Consider the following 16,135-nt stretch of genomic DNA (forward strand, 5'->3'; position numbering starts at 1 on the left):
CTACGCCAGCGCCGCATCGCTGATGCGAAACTGCACCGTGCGGTTGCCGTTCCAATAATTGCCCGACAGCGAACCGGCGACATGCACGGTCCTGCCCCTGTTCTTGAACAGGAATTCGCCGAGCGCCGTATCGACGGCGCGGAAGGCGATCGCCTGGATGTTGCCGCCGCTTTGCGACTGCAGGTCCACGCGGATATGATTGGTGCCGATCGCGCGCGCGTCGGTCAGCCGGTGCCGCGGCAATACGAACACCGGCGCGATATGCCCGGCTCCGAACGGCCCGGCCTTCTCCAGCGCGTCGAGCAGCGCGATCGTGGCGCCCTCGGCGGCCAGGGCGCCGTCGATCGCCAGGCTTTCCTCGTTCTGCAGCCGGAACACATCGGCCGCGGCGCGCTCCTCGAAGAAGGCGCGCAACTCGCCGAGCTTGGCGCGCTCGACGGTGATGCCGGCGGCCATCGCGTGGCCGCCGCCCTTGACGATCAGTCCGGCAGCAGCCGCCTCGCGCACCAGCCGGCCGAGATCGAAGCCAGTTACCGAACGGCCGGAGCCCGTGCCGATGCCGGTCGAATTGAAGGCGATGGCAAAGGCCGGCCGGCGCGCATAATCCTTGAGCCGCGAAGCGATCAGCCCGACGATACCCGGATGCCAGCTGTTGCTGGCCGTGACGATGACGGCGGGACCGTTGCCGCCGGCAAGCTCCGCATCGGCCTCGGCGCGCGCCTGCGCCAGCATCTCCTGCTCCATCTGCTGCCGTTCCTGGTTCAGCCGGTCGAGCGTCTCGGCGATGCTGGCCGCCTCGACGGGATCGTCTGTGGCCAAAAGCCGGCTGCCGAGCGCGGCATCGCCGATGCGGCCGCCGGCATTGATGCGCGGCCCGATCAGGAAGGACAGATGGAAGGTGTTGATCGGCTCGCCGATGCGCGAGACCCGCGCCAGCGCCGCCAGCCCCTCATTCTTCTGCTGGCGCAGCACCTGCAGCCCCTTGACGACGAAGGCGCGGTTGACGCCGGTGAGCGGGACCACGTCGCAGACCGTCGCCAGCGCCACCAGATCGAGCAGCGAAAGCAGGTCGACCGGCGCGGCGTCTGGCAGCCTCTCGCGCAGCACCTTCGCCGTCTGCACCAGGCACAGGAAGACGACGCCGGCGGCGCACAGATGCCCCTGCCCGGACAGGTCGTCCTCGCGATTGGGGTTGACCACGGCCGCCGCCGGCGGCAGCGGACCGCCGACCTGGTGATGGTCGAGCACCACGACGTCGGCACCGGCTTCCCTGGCCGCCTCGATAGAGGCCGCGCTGTTGGTGCCGCAGTCGACGGTGACGATAAGCTTCGCGCCGCGCGAGATCAGCTCCCGCATCGCTTCCGGATTGGGTCCGTAGCCCTCGAAGATGCGGTCCGGGATATAGATTTCCGACGGCACGGAAAAATGCGTGAGAAAGCGTTTCAGGAGCGCCGACGAAGCGGCGCCGTCGACGTCATAATCGCCGAATATCGCGACTTTCTCGCGCGCGACGATCGCGTCGGCGAGACGCGCCGCCGCTTTCTCCATGTCGGTCAATGATGCGGGATTCGGCAGAAGCTCGCGGATGGTCGGATCGAGGAAGCGCTCGGTCTGTTCCACGCCGACGCCGCGCCCGGCAAGCACCCGCGCCACGACGTCGGGCACGCCGTGGCCCTGCGCGATGGCCAAGGCGGCCATGTCCTGCCGCTCGGTCAGCCGGTGTTCCCAGGAAACACCAGTCGCCGACTGCCTGACATCGAGGAAGAATCGTTTCTCGCCCGTCATGCGACGCGCCGTCTGCACATCATTCCTGCGCAGATATCAACATGCGACGTCTGGAGCAATTGCGGGCAGGCGGGCAAGCCGGGGAAAGGTGTGGATGGGTTTCCCCGGAACGCCGTAGTGACGCTCACGCTGGAAGATCAGAACTTGTCCAGATCCTGGTGACGCGCCTTGATCTCGCGCACCGTGCGCGAGGATGAGCGCAGCACGATGGTGTGCGTGGTGATGAAGGTGCGGCCGAACTTCACCCCGTCGAGCAGATTGCCGTCGGTGACGCCGGTCGCCGCGAAGAGCACGTCGCCGCGCGCCATGTCCTGGGCGCCGTAGACACGCTTCGGGTCGGAAATGCCCATCTTCTCGGCCCGCGCCACCTTCTCCGGCGTGTCGAGGATCAGCCGGCCCTGCATCTGCCCGCCGGTGCAGCGAAGCGCGGCCGCCGCCAGCACGCCCTCCGGCGCGCCACCCGTGCCGAGATAGATGTCGATGCCGGTCTCGTCCGGATCGGTGGTGTGGATGACGCCCGCGACATCGCCGTCGCCGATCAGCCGGATCGCCGCGCCCGTGGCGCGCACGGCGTCGATCAGCTTGGCGTGACGTGGCCGGTCGAGGATGCAGGCGGTGATGTCGGAAACCGACACGCCCTTGGCCTTGGCCAGATTGGCAAGATTCTCGGCCGGCGAAGCGTCGATGTCGATCAGGCCTTCCGGGTAGCCGGGGCCGATGGCGATCTTGTCCATATAGACGTCCGGCGCGAACAGCAGGCTGCCTTTCTCGGCAATTGCGATCACCGCCAGCGCGTTGGGCAGGTTCTTGGCGCAGATCGTCGTGCCCTCGAGCGGATCGAGCGCGATGTCGACGGCCGGACCTTTGCCGGTGCCGACCTCTTCGCCAATATAGAGCATCGGCGCCTCGTCGCGCTCGCCCTCGCCGATCACCACCGTGCCCTTGATGGCCAGCCGGTTGAGCTCCTGGCGCATCGCGTCCACCGCCACCTGGTCGGCGGCCTTCTCGTCGCCGCGCCCGCGCAGCCTTGCCGCCGCGACCGCCGCCCGCTCGGTGACGCGCACGACTTCCATCGTAAGGATCCGGTCGAGACCAGCGGCGATGTTCTGGGCGATGTTCATGGATGGCATTCCTCGTTGTCATGAGAGCGGTTCGGTTCCGAACCGCCCTAATTGTTGCTTCGAGCAATTCCAGAACGGTTGAGCGCCGGATTTGCTCCGCCTCCCGCCAGAGGCGGGCTTCTTCTGGCAAAGCTCCATGACAACGGCAAGACTCAGCCTGTCATTTTTCGAAAGGACAGCAAAATCAATCGATTGAAGGCGGAATCGGACCTGGCTTATTCCGCCCGCTCGATGCGGATCACCTGCGGCTTGTCGGTCAGGTGACCATCCTTGGTGATGCCTTCGACGGCCTTGCGCACCGCCGCTTCCGTCGTCTCGTGCGTGACGAGGATCACGGTCTTCTGCGCCTGTGTTTCCGCGCCGGCCGCCTGTTGGACGATCGATTCCAGCGAGATGTCGTTGTCGGCCATGCGCTTGGCGATGGCCGCGAAGACGCCGGTGCGGTCATGCACGGTCAGCCGGATGAAATAGCCGCCGGCATGGCTGCGCATCCGCGCCTTCCTGTAGGGCTTCAGTTCCTTTGCCGGCCAGCCGAACACCGGCGCGTGCTGGAAGCCGGGCCGGCTCTTGGCGATATCGGCGATGTCGCCGATCACCGCCGACGCGGTGGCGTTGCCGCCGGCGCCGGGACCGGAAAGCAGAAGCTCGCCCAGGATATCGGTCTCGATCGCCACCGCGTTGGTGACGCCATGCACCTGCGCGATCACCGATGCCGTCGGCACCATGGTCGGGTGGACGCGCTGCTCGATGCCGCTGTCGGTGCGTTGGGCGACGCCGAGCAGCTTGATGCGGTAGCCGAGGTCGGCCGCCGCGCGGATGTCGGCCTGGGTGATGTTGGAGATGCCTTCCATATAGATGTCGCCGGCGGCGATCTTCGTCCCAAATGCAAGGCTGGTCAGGATCGACAATTTATGCGCTGTGTCATGGCCTTCGATATCGAAGGTCGGATCGGCCTCGGCGTAGCCCAGCCGCTGCGCGTCCTTCAGGCAGGCGTCGAAGGAGATGCCCTCGGCCTCCATGCGGGTCAGGATGTAGTTGCAGGTGCCGTTGAGGATGCCGAAGACACGCGTCACCGCGTTGCCGGCCATCGCTTCGCGCATCGTCTTGATGACCGGGATGCCGCCGGCCACCGCCGCCTCGTAATTAAGCAGCACGCCCTTCTTCTCGGCGATCTCGGCAAGCGCCACGCCATGCTTGGCAAGCAGCGCCTTGTTGGCGGTGACGACATGGCGCCCGGCCTCCAGCGCCGCCTTCACCGAGAGCCGCGCTGGCCCCTCGTCGCCGCCGATCAGCTCGACGAAGACATCGATATCGGCCTTCTCGGCCAGCTTGACCGGATCGTCGAACCATTTCGCGGCGCTCAGATCGACGCCGCGGTCGCGCTTCGGGTCACGGGCCGAAACAGCCGTCACGACGATGTCGCGGCCACACTGGCGGGTGAGCTCGGCCGCCTTGTCGCGCAGCACGCGCGCCACCGAAGCGCCAACCGTGCCGAGGCCGGCAATTCCAACACGCAACGCTTCAGCCATGTCCGGCGACGCCCCTCAAAGATTGGTCGGTGTGATGTGCGGCAAGCTAGAGCATGATGCCGAAAAGTGTGAAGCGGTTTTCGGGTGACACCATGCTCTATCTTTTTGATTTAGAGCCGGATTCAGATTTCAGGTCGAACAGAGCTGAAATCATCCGGCTCTAGCGATGGGCAGCCAAAGGCACCACATTGTTGGGCTGCTTGACGGTGGTCGCGAAGAATTTCTTGATGTTGCGCGCCGCCTGGCGGATCCGGTGCTCGTTCTCGACCAGCGCCACGCGCACATAGTCGTCTCCATGCTCGCCGAAGCCGATGCCCGGCGCCACCGCGACATCCGCATGCTCGATGAGCAGCTTGGAGAATTCGAGCGAGCCGAGCTGGCGGAACTGCTCGGGGATCGGCGCCCAGGCAAACATCGAGGCGGCGGGCGCGGGAATGGTCCAGCCGGCACGGCTGAAGGAATCGACCATCACGTCGCGGCGCTTGTGGTAGACCTCCCGCACCTCCTCGATATCGGCGCCGTCGCCGTTCAGCGCATGCGCTGCCGCCACCTGGATCGGCGTGAAGGCGCCGTAGTCGAGGTAGGATTTCACCCGCGTTAGCGCCGAAATCAGCCGCTCGTTGCCGACCGCGAAGCCCATGCGCCAGCCAGGCATGGAGAAGGTCTTCGACATCGAGGTGAACTCGACGCACACATCCATCGCGCCCGGCACCTGCAGCACCGAAGGCGGCGGGTTGCCGTCGAAATAGATCTCCGAATAGGCGAGATCCGACAGGATGATGATGTCGTTCTTCTTCGCGAAGGCGACCACGTCCTTGTAGAAGTCGAGCGAGGCGACCAGCGCCGTCGGGTTCGACGGATAGTTGAGGATCAGCGCCAGCGGCTTCGGGATCGAGTGGCGGATGCCGCGCTCCACCGCCGGGATGAAGCCGTCATCGGGCTCGACCTGCAGCGAGCGGATGACGCCGCCCGACATGATGAAGCCGAAGGCATGGATCGGATAGGTCGGGTTGGGGCACAGGATCACATCGCCCGGCGCGGTGATCGCCTGCGCCATGTTGGCGAAGCCCTCCTTCGAGCCGAGCGTGGCCACGACCTGCGTGTCGGGATTGAGCTTCACGCCGAAACGGCGGGCATAGTAGCTGGCCTGGGCGCGACGCAGGCCCGGAATGCCGCGCGAGGACGAATAGCGATGCGTGCGCGGATCGCGCACCACTTCGCACAATTTGTCGACGATGGCTTTCGGCGTCGGCAGGTCCGGATTGCCCATGCCAAGGTCGATGATGTCGGCGCCGCGCGAACGGGCGCTGGCCTTCAGCCGGTTGACCTGCTCGAACACGTAGGGCGGAAGCCGGCGGACCTTGTGAAATTCTTCCATTTCAGTTCCAGACGATCGAAGGGGGCGCTTTGGGCGCGCGATATAAACCTAATTGCAGTTAGGGTCGAGGGTCGGGTCGCATTTGCCCTCGATCTGCTTCAGCGTGTCGCCGCCATGCGTCTTGGCAAGCGTCTTCAGCGCCGCGGTATTCGTCGGCGCCTTGACGCTGCCGCCCTTGGCAAGCTGCGCCTGCTGCTCGGCCTTGAGCTGGGCGAGGTTCGCCGCGGTCTCCTCCTTGGTGAACTGCTTGGCGGCCACCTGCGGCGCGATGTTGAGGTTGGGGTAGGAGCCGGTGTCCTTCGGGCCTTCGGTCAGGGCCGTCGGCGCCGCATTGCTCGGGCTGGTGCTGGTGCAGCCGCCGGCAGGCAGCAGCATACCAACCAGCCCCGCCACGGCGGCCATGCGGCAAATCGAACCCGGCCTGAGAAAAAAAGTCCCGCCAACATTAATCGTCATATTGTTTTCCTGGCAGCCGGGTTAGAGCGATAGTTGGACCCGGTCAGATGTCCCATGGTAATATGTCAAGAAAACGCTCCGGGAGGAACCCCGCGAACCATGTCCAAAGCTCCCGATTCGGACAAAGCGGAAAATGGCGGACCTTCGGCCATCGAGCAATATCTGGTGAAGGATCCCGAGCGTTTCGCCTTGAACATGGCTCGCATGATCGAGCAGGCCGGCAAGGCGGCTTCCGCCTGGACCGAACCGCGCGAGAAGGGTGAGGTGCGCGATCATGTCGCCGAACCGGTGGTCGACATGGTCAAGACCTTCTCCAAGCTCTCGGAATACTGGCTGGGCGACCCGCAGCGCGCGCTCGAAGCGCAGACTCGGCTGTTCGCCGGCTATATGACCGTCTGGGCGAACGCCATCCAGAAGGTCAACCCCAACGCCGAGGCACCGCAGGACGCGGTTCAGCCCGAGCGCGGCGACAAGCGCTTCCAGGATCCCGAATGGGGCCGCAACGCCTTCTTCGACTTCCTGAAGCAGGCCTATCTCGTCACCTCGCGCTGGGCGAGCGAGCTTGTCGAGCATGCCGAGGGCCTGGACGAGCACACCCGCCACAAGGCGAGCTTCTACGTCAAGCAGGTGTCGAACGCGATCGCGCCGTCGAACTTCATCCTGACCAATCCGGAGCTGTTCCGCGAAACGGTCGCCTCGAACGGCGAGAACCTGGTGCGCGGCATGAAGATGCTGGCCGAGGACATCGCCGCCGGCCGCGGCGACCTGAAGCTGCGCCAGGCGGACTACACACCCTTCGAAATCGGCAAGAACATCGCCTCCACGCCCGGCAAGGTTATCGGCCGCAGCGATGTCGCCGAGATCATCCAATATGATCCGGCAACCGAGACGGTGCTGAAGCGGCCGCTGCTGATCTGCCCGCCATGGATCAACAAATTCTATATCCTCGACCTCAACCCGCAGAAATCCTTCATCCGCTGGGCGATCGAGCAGGGCCACACGGTTTTCGTCATCTCCTGGATCAATCCAGACGAGCGCCACGGCGCCAAGGGTTGGGAGGCCTATATCCGCGAAGGCCTGCAATTCGGCCTCGACATGGTGGAGAAAGCCACCGGCGAAAAGGAAGTCAACGCCATCGGCTACTGCGTCGGCGGCACGCTGCTTGGCGCGGCTCTCGCCTTGTTGGCGCAGGAAGGCGACCACCGCATCAAATCGGCCACCTTCTTCACCACTCAGGTCGACTTCACCTATGCCGGCGACCTCAAGGTCTTCGTCGACGAGGACCAGGTCACAGCGGTCGAGCGCTCGATGAGCGAGAAGGGCTATCTGGAAGGCACCAAGATGGCGACAGCGTTCAACATGCTGCGCTCGGGCGACCTGATCTGGCCCTATGTCATCAACAACTATATGCGCGGCAAGGAGCCCCTGCCCTTCGACCTGCTCTACTGGAATTCCGATTCCACCCGCATGGCGGCGGCCAACCACTCCTTCTATCTGCGCAATTGCTATCTCGAGAACAATCTCTCGCGCGGCGCGATGGAGCTTGCCGGCCGCACCGTCTCGCTGGCCGACATCACCATCCCCGTCTACAACCTCGCCACGAAAGAGGACCACATCGCGCCCGCGCTTTCGGTGTTCCTGGGATCACGGTTTTTCGGCGGCGATGTCGAGTATGTGATGGCGGGCTCAGGCCATATCGCCGGCGTCGTCAACCCGCCTGCCGCCAAGAAGTACCAGTACTGGACCGGCGGCAAGCCGGTGGGAGACTTCAACGCGTGGCTTGCCGCCGCGCATGAGCATCAAGGATCCTGGTGGACGCACTGGCAGCACTGGATCGAGAACCAGGACAACATCCACGTACCCGCCCGCAAACCCGGCAAGCGTATGAAAACCTTGGGAGATGCGCCGGGCACCTATGTCAAGGTACGTGTGTAACGGACTGTAATGTCTGGTGAGTTGACGGGCCGCCAAAACAGGGCGAAATGGTGGCGTCAATCGTTCGGCGGCCTCAAATCACCTTCCGACGCAGATTAATTCCGAGGCTTGCAGATTCGACACATATCCCGTTTCCGGTTGGGAACAGGAGGGCTATCGCGGCGCGATGCTGGAGTGGCGCGGCGATAACGAACCGACCGGATACTGAGGGGGAATTTATTTTGAAATCAGTAGGTTGGCGTCTTGCACGAAGGGAAAGCCGCAGCATCACGGCAGCGCTTTTCTCCGTGCTGCTGGCCTCCTGCACGTCGACCGGCGACCCGACGATGTCGGTCGTTTCGCCCGCCTACAATTCAACCGCGACCCAAATGAGCGCGACGTCCGGCGCCAAGACAGCGACCGCGGCCGATTCGACGCCGCAGGCATCGGCGCCGACTGAGGCGGCATCAACCGTGATGAGCGAAGGCGACACGCCTTTGCCCGAGAAGGTCGCCTATGTGCCGGAGACGCGGCCGCAAGCCGCCGCCTTCCCGGCCGTCGCCGTGCCGGCGGGCTCCACCGCGATTGCCGGCAGCACGCCGCAACCGCTGGTTCAGCCGGCGCAGACGGCGGAACAGACGCAAAGTGTCGCCCAGCAGGTCGCCGCCGGCGATGCCGCCGCCATCGCCTCAAAGGCGCAGGCGACCACGCAGACCATGAGCAACGGCGTCTATGTGACCGCGGGCGAGCCGGCGCAGCCGCAGATCGCCGCGCCGAAGAAGAGCCTGTTTGCCTCGCTGTTCAGCACCACGCCGGCTTCGGCGGCACCTGCCCCCTTGATCAACAATGCGCGTTCCGAACAGACCGCGGCGCAGGCCAAGACCGCGACCGCCCCGGCGGCTCCCGCCAAGCCGATCGTTGAGCTGGCTTCCGCGACGCCGGCCGCAAAACCAGTGCAACTCGCCTCGCTGGACGATCCGAGCTATCACATCACCGGTGCCGATGCCCTTCCCGGCGTGCGCCAGACCGCGCTGTTCGAGATCAAGCGCAAGTCCGGCATAGACGACGAGAGCGACGTCGACCTCAACGAGGACGAGGGCGGCGGCTCCTACCAGGTGGCGTCGGCCGCCGGCATGGCCAGGCTCGCGCCGAACGGCCTTTTGAAGCAGAACGAAAGCGTCGACGTCGCCTGCCTGAAACCGTCGCTGGTACGGGTGCTGAAGACGATCGAGGGCCATTTCGGCCGCAAGATGGTCGTCACCTCCGGCTATCGCGATCCCTCGCGCAACCGCCGCGCCAACGGCGCCAAGAACTCGCTGCACATGTACTGCGCCGCCGCCGACATCCAGGTGCCCGGCGTGTCGAAGTGGGAGCTGGCGAACTATGTCCGCACGATGCCGGGCCGCGGCGGCGTCGGCACCTACTGCCACACCGAATCCGTCCATGTCGACGTCGGCCCCGAGCGCGACTGGAACTGGCGCTGCCGTCGCCACAGCGGCGGTGGCGAGGACGGCTGAGCCTGCCCGCCCTTCGGCCGCATCCGCACGCGCGCACGCACTTTTCTCATCCAAAGCCGCACGTTTCACGGCGCCATGAAAAAAGTTGTCGCATGTGGCTGCGGATGGGTTGCCGGTTGCGAACAACGCAATTATAAGCCGCTTCGTCTGAGCGCGCCCATCGTCTAGCGGTTAGGACACCGCCCTTTCACGGCGGTAACAGGGGTTCGATTCCCCTTGGGCGTACCAGCTGATCATACCCGCCAACGATACCAGTCGAGACAATTGTCTCGAAAAACTCAACCTTGAGATCGAAGGATTTGAGCAGCTTCTGGGTGCTCGGCTTGACGACGGCGTCGTCGAAATCGCCTTTGATGAAATGCGCCGCCGAATCCATGTCCGCCCAGAAGCTCATGACGACGAGCTCGTTGTCGGTCCCCCTCACCTTGCGCGCCAGCGTCGCGCCGAGATGCCCGGGAAGTTCGGCCATCTCAACGAACGTCGTCCGCTGCAGGTGATCCGCATAGGCATCAAGCACCTCGTCGGAGCCGGCGACGGCCCGCCAGAAACGAATGACCATGTTTTCCTCCCTGGACGCGATTGACCGGGCATCGCCATCCAATGTCAAGCTGGGCGAACATCGCCCTTTAGCCAGAACCTACTGTCACGACGGGCATCGAGGAGCTTCAGCCCGCACGAAGCGAGCGTTCCTTGGTCGGAAACGTCCCGTTAACGTCGTTCGTAGGGCTGGGATGCCGACCTCAACCCGACGATGTAACCTTGTTCTTCACGCTCCCAGCCATGGAGGCGCGAATGAACCTGCTTCGGACAGCGTTCTTATGCGCGGCAATGACCGGCCTCGCCGGGGCGCAGCCCGTCCGCGCGGAGGATCAGCCTGCCCAGTCGAACGGCGACGCCGCGCAACAACAGCAGCCGGTCATCCACTGCGAGGGGCAGAATTGCCTGCCGCCGCAGGACGACCCGGCTTTGGAGTGCAAAGGGCAGGATTGCACGCCGGCTCCGGCGACCGACCAGCCGGCAGGCCCGGAGATTAAGAAGGTCAAGTAAGAGGCAGCGCGCGCTCTGTGGCGAAAGGCATGCCGTTGATCGAGCCAGCCTGGGTTGACGACCGAAAAAGGTAGCGGCCATCCTGCAGAGAGAAATGGGGCGCCCGATCAATCCGGAACCATTGGCGCCGGCTCTTCGCACCGATAGACCATGCACTTACCGTCACGGACCGGGACATAGTTGACCATCGGGACGTAGGGAGCATCGCACTCATTGCCGTACTGGCGGACATAACGCTCATATGTGCTCGCCCCCGTGGTCAGCACCACCGCATGCCGGCTTTGGATCAGCGCCTGGGTCTCAGCGCAGGTCATCTTGCGTGTGTCAGGCCGCGCATCGGCGAAATTTGTGGCGGCAACGATCATCGCTGCCGTGCAAAACGCAATCTTGCGTATGGGCATGGTGGCGTCCTCGCAAAACATCTTATCGCCAAATTCGCATCTTGCGACGCCGCTCCGCAACGGTGGCGCGGTCACGATGCAGCGAGCGAAGTTTTGAAAAAGCAGTTGAAAGCCCGCGTCAAGAGCCTGGAATTGCCCAAGGACGAACAATGACGTCAGGTTGTGGCAAACACCACCGTCTGCAGCAATCCTCCCCCCTGCCTGTTCTCCAGTGTGATCGTTCCGCCGTAGCGTTCGATGATCTCCTTCGCGATCGCAAGCCCCAGCCCAGCGCCCGGAATGAATTGCGTGCGCGCCGGATCGACCCGGAAGAACGGCTCGAAGGCCTTGTTGAGGAGGTCCGGCGGAATGCCGGGGCCGCGGTCGGCTATGGTGAGGACCGCCTGGCCGCCCCGCCCCGCAAGCGCGATGCTGCAGCTCTTGCCATGTGTGGCGGCGTTGACGATCAGGTTGCGCAGCGCCCGACGCAAGCCAAGCGCGCCGGCTTTGACCGACACATGATCGAGATGGTCGATCGCTGCTGCATGGCCGAGCGAGGCCATCTCGACCTCGATATCGCGGACCAGCCTGTCCAGTTCCACCGGCTCGACCGTGTCCTGGTTGACCTCCTCGCGCACCAGGCGGATGGCGCTGTCGGCGATGCGGTCGAGCTCGTCGAGGTCGCTCAGCCACTTCTCGCGATCCTCCTCGAGGAACTCGGCACGGAGCCGCATCCTGGTCATCGGGGTCCTGAGATCGTGGCCGGCCGCCGCCACCAGCCGCATGCGGCTTTCCATCGCCATCCTCAATCTTGCCGACAGCTCGTTGAGCGCATGGGCGGTAGCCCTTACCTCGGCCGGGCCTTTTTCCGGCAAGGTCGCCAGCACGCCGTCCGAGCCGATCTTGCTGACGGCGGCTTCGAGCATTTCCAGCGGCCGCACCAGCACGCCGGTGAAATAGATCGACACCGGCGTGGCCCCGAGCACGATCAGCACCATCCAGCCCACCAGCCCGTACCAGACATCGCGCGGCGGGCCGAAATCGGGCACATCGACGATCATCCAGCGATGGTCGGGCAGCTCGACCGAGGCGACCATTCCCGGTCCGCCGGCCTTGCGGCTGACCACGGCCGAAATATTGAGCCCCTCGTGACGCAGGATCTCGTTCAGCACCTTTGTGTGCTTGCGGTCCTCGGAACCGTCGGCCGGGAGATCCTTCACGATGACGGGCGCGTCGCTTGAGTTCGGCGCATGGCCGGGAACCAGTTGCACCATGTATTGGATCTGGTGGGCGAGCGGCCCCATGATCAGTTCGGGCGACGGCCCGCCAAGCACCTTGACCGCGACGAAGGTGGCGAGCCCGACGACACCCAGGATCGAAACGACCAGTAGGATGATCAACCGCCGGCGCAGCGAGGTCATGCCCCGGTCTCCGCTGTCGGGGCGCGGTACTCCGTCGTCTCGACCCGCGCCGTCAACTGATAGCCTCCATTGCGCACGGTCTTGAACAGGTTCTCCTCGCCCGCCTCGGCGAACTTCCGGCGCAGCCGGCTCATCAGCACGTCGACGGACCGGTCGAGCGGCTCGCGCTCGCGCCCCTGCGTCAGGTCGAGCAGTTGGTCACGCGAGAGCAGCCGTCCCGGCCGGTCGAGAAAGACCTGCAACAGGTCGAACTCGGCGCCGGTAAGATCGATCAGCGCGCCATCGGCGTTCATCACCTTGCGCGTGTCGGGCTCCAGCCGGTACCCGGCGAACTGGTAGACACGCACCTTGGGCGGGACGGTCTCCTCGGGCGCCGAGCGCCTGAGCACGGCGCGGATGCGGGCCGAGAGCTCGCGCGGATTGAACGGCTTGCCGAGATAATCGTCGGCGCCGAGTTCCAGCCCGATGATGCGGTCGACATCTTCCTTCAGCGCCGTCAGCAGTATGACGGGAATGTGCGGCTTGCGGTCCCGTAGGCTCCGGCAGATGTCGAGACCGGAGCCGTCGGGCAGCATGACGTCGAGCACGATGAGGTCGAACTGGCCCGAGCCGAGCTTCTGCTCGCATTCGCGCCGGTCGGCCGCCACCGACACGCGAAAGCCCTGCCCGTCGAGATAACGCCCGAGCAGCGTCCTGATCTCGCGATCGTCGTCGACGACAAGGATGTGGGATTGTGCCTGCATTCTTTGCCCGCTTGCCTTTTCGTCCGTGATTATAGGGAGCGATGCCGCCAAGCGGCACGCAAAATTGCAACGGAACGTTTCCGCAAAGCCGCTGGAAACATTCGGAAACAAATCTCCTTTTTCCGGAAACCTTCGGCAACGCGCCGAAGCAATGCGGCAAAAGACGCTTCCTATCCTTCCGGCATCCGAAGCATGCAGGAAAGGATCATGTCATGCGAAGCAGACTTCTGGCGCTTGGCCTCTTCTCGGTCGCGGCCATCCACCCCGTGCTCGCCGCGCAGCCGCAGCCGGGCGCATCACCCGGTGACGAGCCGCCGGCAATCGGCCGGCAGGACGACGCAGGCCCCGACTCTGGCCCCGGCCCGATGCCGTGGCACGGCCAGCGTTGGGCGATGCGGCACGGCCCCGAGGACTTCGGCCCGCGCCGCATGGGTCCGCCGCCGGAGTTTCTTGCCGCCCGGCTCGCCGCGCTCGAAACCCGGATCGGCATCCGCTCCGAGCAGCTCGACGCCTGGCGCGACTATACCAGCGCGCTGCAAGCGGTGCTGGCGCCGCCGCCGCGGCCCGATTTCGGCCCGGCCGGCCGTGGGCCGGACGATGCCGCCGGTGGCAAGCCGGATGAGGCAAAGCGCGACCCCTTCGCCTTCCAGGAAAAGCTGGCCGACGAGGTGACCAAGCGCGCCGCCTCCGCCGCCAAGCTCAAGGACTCCATCACTGTGTTGCGGGCCAAGCTGACGCCCGAACAGCTCGAAATACTTGCTTTGGCGGATCGACCGCACGGCCCACCCCCCGGTCCATGGGGCGATCCGCCGGACGCAGCCGGCCCCGGAGGTCTGCCCGATCACGGCGGACAACTCCCTCCACCCCTACCCCGGAGTGGCGAGCAACTCTGACCGGCTGCGCCGGCCGGCTCCCCTGACCCCACCCGTTCAAGGGCCGGCCGGTACTTTTTGCGAATTGGCGGGCGCGTCCGCGCGACCGCCAGCAAGCACGGAGCGCATTATGATGTGGGAAGCCCTGATGATGCTGCGGCTGACCGCGTCGATCGCTCCGGTTTTCCCTCTCGGGCGGCATGCGCTGCGGCCGACCTTACCGGCTGTTACGATGAAGAGCGCGATCCGACTGAGCTTCCAGGGCTATCGCCTCTCGCTGCCGATCCCATCGGCAAGCGTCGAGAATCATGATCAGAAAATCGCGTGAGCCCCTTGTCCCATCGAGCAACTGCGCCCCAATCGGTAGTACGGAATGCGGACGACCGGCAAAGCGCTTGGCTTATCGCCACCGATCGGCATACTGCCGTGGTGAACGTCGCAGCCGCGCGTTCGACGGTGGCGTCGAGCGCTTCCTGGCTGTAAAGAAGGAGCGCGAGATGAGCCGCTTCGACACATCGCTCGACGCCGGGACGCGGTGGCCGGTCGGTGCGCCGGCGATGAGCGCTTCCTTCCGTCATGCTCGGCCTCGCCTCTGCCCGTCGATACCGATGCTCCCCTCGATCGATAGGGGGGCCTATCGTGCAGCAACCATCCTCCGCCGCAAATCCAGCGAAAGATGATCAGACATGCGTATTCCTTTCAGCAAGCCTCTCCGACGGACACACCGGCTGACAATTTCGGCGATGCTTGGCGCCACGCTTCTGCTGGCGGCTTGCTCGCAGGAAAAGAGCCAGGTGCCACCCGGCATGGGAGGCGTCGGCAGGCCCGAGGTCGGCGTCGTCACGCTGCATCCGCAATCGGTTGCGATCACCGCCGAGCTGCCGGGCCGCACGGCGGCCTCGCTCATCGCCGAGGTGCGCCCGCAGGTCGACGGCATCATCCAGCAGCGCCTGTTCCAGGAAGGCGCCGAGGTGGTGCCGGGACAGCCGCTCTACCTCATCGATCCGGCAAGCTACAAGGCCGCCTATGACAGCGCAGTTGCCGCCCAGCAGAGGGCCGAAGCGGCGGTCTCCACCGCGCAAGCCAAGTTCGACCGCTACTCCGGATTGCTGACCCAGCATGTGGTCTCGAAGCAGGACTATGACGATGTTGCAGCGACATTGGCGCAGGCTCAAGCCGATGTGGCGTCTGCCAAGGCCGGCGTCGAAACCGCGCGCATCAGCCTCAATCGCACCTCGATCAGCGCGCCGATCGCCGGCCGGATCGACAAATCGACACTGACGCCGGGCGCGCTGGTCACAGCCAACCAGGAAACGGTGCTGACCACCATTCGCTCGCTCGACCCGATCAATGTCGATGTCACGCAGTCGAGCACCAACCTGCTCAATCTGCGCCAGGCGATCAACGAAGGCCGGCTGAAGTTCAGCGGTGCCAATGTCAGCGTCAAGCTGAAGCTCGACAACGGCACCATCTACCCGCAGAACGGCAAGCTGGAATTCGCCGGCGCCAATGTCGACCAGTCGACCGGCACCTTCGCGCTCAGAGCCCAGTTCCCCAATCCCGACCGGCTGCTCCTGCCCGGCATGTACGTGCGCGCCATCGTCGAGGAAGGCGTCGCCCAAAACAGCTTCCTGGTGCCGCAGCGCGGCGTCACCCGCGACCCCAAGGGCCAGGCGACGGCCATGGTCGTCAACGCCCAGGGCAAGGTCGAGCAGCGTACGCTCAGCGTGCGCAACAGCATCGGCAACAATTGGCTGGTGGATTCCGGCGTCGGCGACGGCGACCGCGTCATCGTCGAGGGCTTGCAGCTGGTGCGCGCCGGCGGCGACGCGACAGCGGTCGAGGTGACGATCGACGAAACGACCGGCGAGATCAAGGATCGCGAGCAGAGCTCCGCCTCGGCCGCGCCCGCGGGCGGCAGCGCCGCCGGCGCGGCGAAGCAACCCGCCTCTGGCGCAACCGGGAACTGAGC

At 65.1% G+C, this 16,135-nt stretch carries 14 protein-coding genes and 1 tRNA gene; 7 read left to right on the forward strand and 8 right to left on the reverse strand.

What is annotated here, in order from left to right:
• The 5 genes from recJ to RFM41_RS28940 all read right to left on the reverse strand — a co-directional run bounded on the left by recJ (window position 1) and on the right by RFM41_RS28940 (window position 6,269).
• Window positions 1-1,785 (reverse strand): single-stranded-DNA-specific exonuclease RecJ, encoded by a 1,785-nt coding sequence (gene recJ, locus RFM41_RS28920; RefSeq protein ID WP_320248703.1) that lies wholly within the window; start codon window positions 1,783-1,785, stop codon window positions 1-3.
• Between the two features lie 137 nt (window positions 1,786-1,922).
• Window positions 1,923-2,906: a class II fructose-bisphosphatase gene (gene glpX, locus RFM41_RS28925; RefSeq protein WP_320248701.1), complete on the reverse strand. Its 984-nt coding sequence runs from the start codon at window positions 2,904-2,906 to the stop codon at window positions 1,923-1,925.
• 215 nt (window positions 2,907-3,121) lie between these two features.
• A complete protein-coding gene (locus RFM41_RS28930) occupies window positions 3,122-4,435 on the reverse strand; it encodes a homoserine dehydrogenase (protein WP_320248699.1) in 1,314 nt (437 codons plus the stop codon).
• A gap of 160 nt (window positions 4,436-4,595) precedes the next feature.
• Window positions 4,596-5,813, reverse strand: a complete 1,218-nt coding sequence (locus RFM41_RS28935; RefSeq protein WP_320248698.1) for an LL-diaminopimelate aminotransferase — start codon at window positions 5,811-5,813, stop codon at window positions 4,596-4,598.
• A gap of 48 nt (window positions 5,814-5,861) precedes the next feature.
• The gene (locus RFM41_RS28940; RefSeq protein WP_320319319.1) at window positions 5,862-6,269 is read right to left on the reverse strand and encodes a hypothetical protein; all 408 of its coding nucleotides are present in this window, start codon (window positions 6,267-6,269) and stop codon (window positions 5,862-5,864) included.
• A 99-nt stretch (window positions 6,270-6,368) separates the two neighbouring features.
• On the opposite strand from RFM41_RS28940, the gene phaC reads away from it, so the two are divergent.
• The 4 genes from phaC (at window position 6,369) to RFM41_RS28960 (ending at window position 10,747) form a co-directional block, all read left to right on the forward strand.
• Window positions 6,369-8,204: a class I poly(R)-hydroxyalkanoic acid synthase gene (gene phaC, locus RFM41_RS28945; RefSeq protein ID WP_320248696.1), complete on the forward strand. Its 1,836-nt coding sequence runs from the start codon at window positions 6,369-6,371 to the stop codon at window positions 8,202-8,204.
• 326 nt (window positions 8,205-8,530) lie between these two features.
• Window positions 8,531-9,700 (forward strand): YcbK family protein, encoded by a 1,170-nt coding sequence (locus RFM41_RS28950; RefSeq protein WP_320248791.1) that lies wholly within the window; start codon window positions 8,531-8,533, stop codon window positions 9,698-9,700.
• 153 nt (window positions 9,701-9,853) lie between these two features.
• A tRNA-Glu gene (locus tag RFM41_RS28955) sits at window positions 9,854-9,928 on the forward strand.
• Between the two features lie 564 nt (window positions 9,929-10,492).
• Window positions 10,493-10,747, forward strand: a complete 255-nt coding sequence (locus RFM41_RS28960) for a hypothetical protein (RefSeq protein WP_320248695.1) — start codon at window positions 10,493-10,495, stop codon at window positions 10,745-10,747.
• 107 nt (window positions 10,748-10,854) lie between these two features.
• Here RFM41_RS28960 and RFM41_RS28965 read toward each other — a convergent pair whose 3' ends face one another.
• The 3 genes from RFM41_RS28965 to RFM41_RS28975 all read right to left on the reverse strand — a co-directional run bounded on the left by RFM41_RS28965 (window position 10,855) and on the right by RFM41_RS28975 (window position 13,291).
• Complete coding sequence (locus tag RFM41_RS28965) at window positions 10,855-11,148, reverse strand: hypothetical protein (protein WP_320248693.1); 294 nt, start codon at window positions 11,146-11,148, stop codon at window positions 10,855-10,857.
• A gap of 155 nt (window positions 11,149-11,303) precedes the next feature.
• Complete coding sequence (locus RFM41_RS28970) at window positions 11,304-12,548, reverse strand: ATP-binding protein (protein ID WP_320248691.1); 1,245 nt, start codon at window positions 12,546-12,548, stop codon at window positions 11,304-11,306.
• On the reverse strand, window positions 12,545-13,291 hold the full coding sequence (locus RFM41_RS28975) for a response regulator (RefSeq protein WP_320248689.1): 747 nt from the start codon (window positions 13,289-13,291) through the stop codon (window positions 12,545-12,547). The genes RFM41_RS28970 and RFM41_RS28975 overlap by 4 nt, the downstream gene beginning before the upstream one ends.
• Window positions 13,292-13,503: 212 nt before the next feature.
• Between RFM41_RS28975 and RFM41_RS28980 the strand changes: the two genes are divergently transcribed.
• The 3 genes from RFM41_RS28980 (at window position 13,504) to RFM41_RS28990 (ending at window position 16,133) form a co-directional block, all read left to right on the forward strand.
• Complete coding sequence (locus RFM41_RS28980) at window positions 13,504-14,184, forward strand: hypothetical protein (protein ID WP_320248687.1); 681 nt, start codon at window positions 13,504-13,506, stop codon at window positions 14,182-14,184.
• Between the two features lie 127 nt (window positions 14,185-14,311).
• A complete protein-coding gene (locus RFM41_RS28985) occupies window positions 14,312-14,491 on the forward strand; it encodes a hypothetical protein (RefSeq protein WP_320319320.1) in 180 nt (59 codons plus the stop codon).
• 415 nt (window positions 14,492-14,906) lie between these two features.
• Window positions 14,907-16,133: an efflux RND transporter periplasmic adaptor subunit gene (locus RFM41_RS28990; RefSeq protein WP_320248683.1), complete on the forward strand. Its 1,227-nt coding sequence runs from the start codon at window positions 14,907-14,909 to the stop codon at window positions 16,131-16,133.
• Window positions 16,134-16,135: the final 2 nt, after the last annotated feature.

This window comes from Mesorhizobium vachelliae, from assembly GCF_033977325.1.
In the GTDB taxonomy this organism is placed as follows: domain Bacteria; phylum Pseudomonadota; class Alphaproteobacteria; order Rhizobiales; family Rhizobiaceae; genus Mesorhizobium; species Mesorhizobium vachelliae.

Bases quoted from the DNA above. Each gene is read 5' to 3' on its own strand.
- recJ (WP_320248703.1), bottom strand. From the start codon at position 1,785: ATGACGGGCGAGAAACGATTCTTCCTCGATGTCAGGCAGTCGGCGACT.
- glpX (WP_320248701.1), bottom strand. From the start codon at position 2,906: ATGAACATCGCCCAGAACATCGCCGCTGGTCTCGACCGGATCCTTACG.
- RFM41_RS28930 (WP_320248699.1), bottom strand. From the start codon at position 4,435: ATGGCTGAAGCGTTGCGTGTTGGAATTGCCGGCCTCGGCACGGTTGGC.
- RFM41_RS28935 (WP_320248698.1), bottom strand. From the start codon at position 5,813: ATGGAAGAATTTCACAAGGTCCGCCGGCTTCCGCCCTACGTGTTCGAG.
- RFM41_RS28940 (WP_320319319.1), bottom strand. From the start codon at position 6,269: ATGACGATTAATGTTGGCGGGACTTTTTTTCTCAGGCCGGGTTCGATT.
- phaC (WP_320248696.1), top strand. From the start codon at position 6,369: ATGTCCAAAGCTCCCGATTCGGACAAAGCGGAAAATGGCGGACCTTCG.
- RFM41_RS28950 (WP_320248791.1), top strand. From the start codon at position 8,531: ATGTCGGTCGTTTCGCCCGCCTACAATTCAACCGCGACCCAAATGAGC.
- RFM41_RS28960 (WP_320248695.1), top strand. From the start codon at position 10,493: ATGAACCTGCTTCGGACAGCGTTCTTATGCGCGGCAATGACCGGCCTC.
- RFM41_RS28965 (WP_320248693.1), bottom strand. From the start codon at position 11,148: ATGCCCATACGCAAGATTGCGTTTTGCACGGCAGCGATGATCGTTGCC.
- RFM41_RS28970 (WP_320248691.1), bottom strand. From the start codon at position 12,548: ATGACCTCGCTGCGCCGGCGGTTGATCATCCTACTGGTCGTTTCGATC.
- RFM41_RS28975 (WP_320248689.1), bottom strand. From the start codon at position 13,291: ATGCAGGCACAATCCCACATCCTTGTCGTCGACGACGATCGCGAGATC.
- RFM41_RS28980 (WP_320248687.1), top strand. From the start codon at position 13,504: ATGCGAAGCAGACTTCTGGCGCTTGGCCTCTTCTCGGTCGCGGCCATC.
- RFM41_RS28985 (WP_320319320.1), top strand. From the start codon at position 14,312: ATGATGCTGCGGCTGACCGCGTCGATCGCTCCGGTTTTCCCTCTCGGG.
- RFM41_RS28990 (WP_320248683.1), top strand. From the start codon at position 14,907: ATGCTTGGCGCCACGCTTCTGCTGGCGGCTTGCTCGCAGGAAAAGAGC.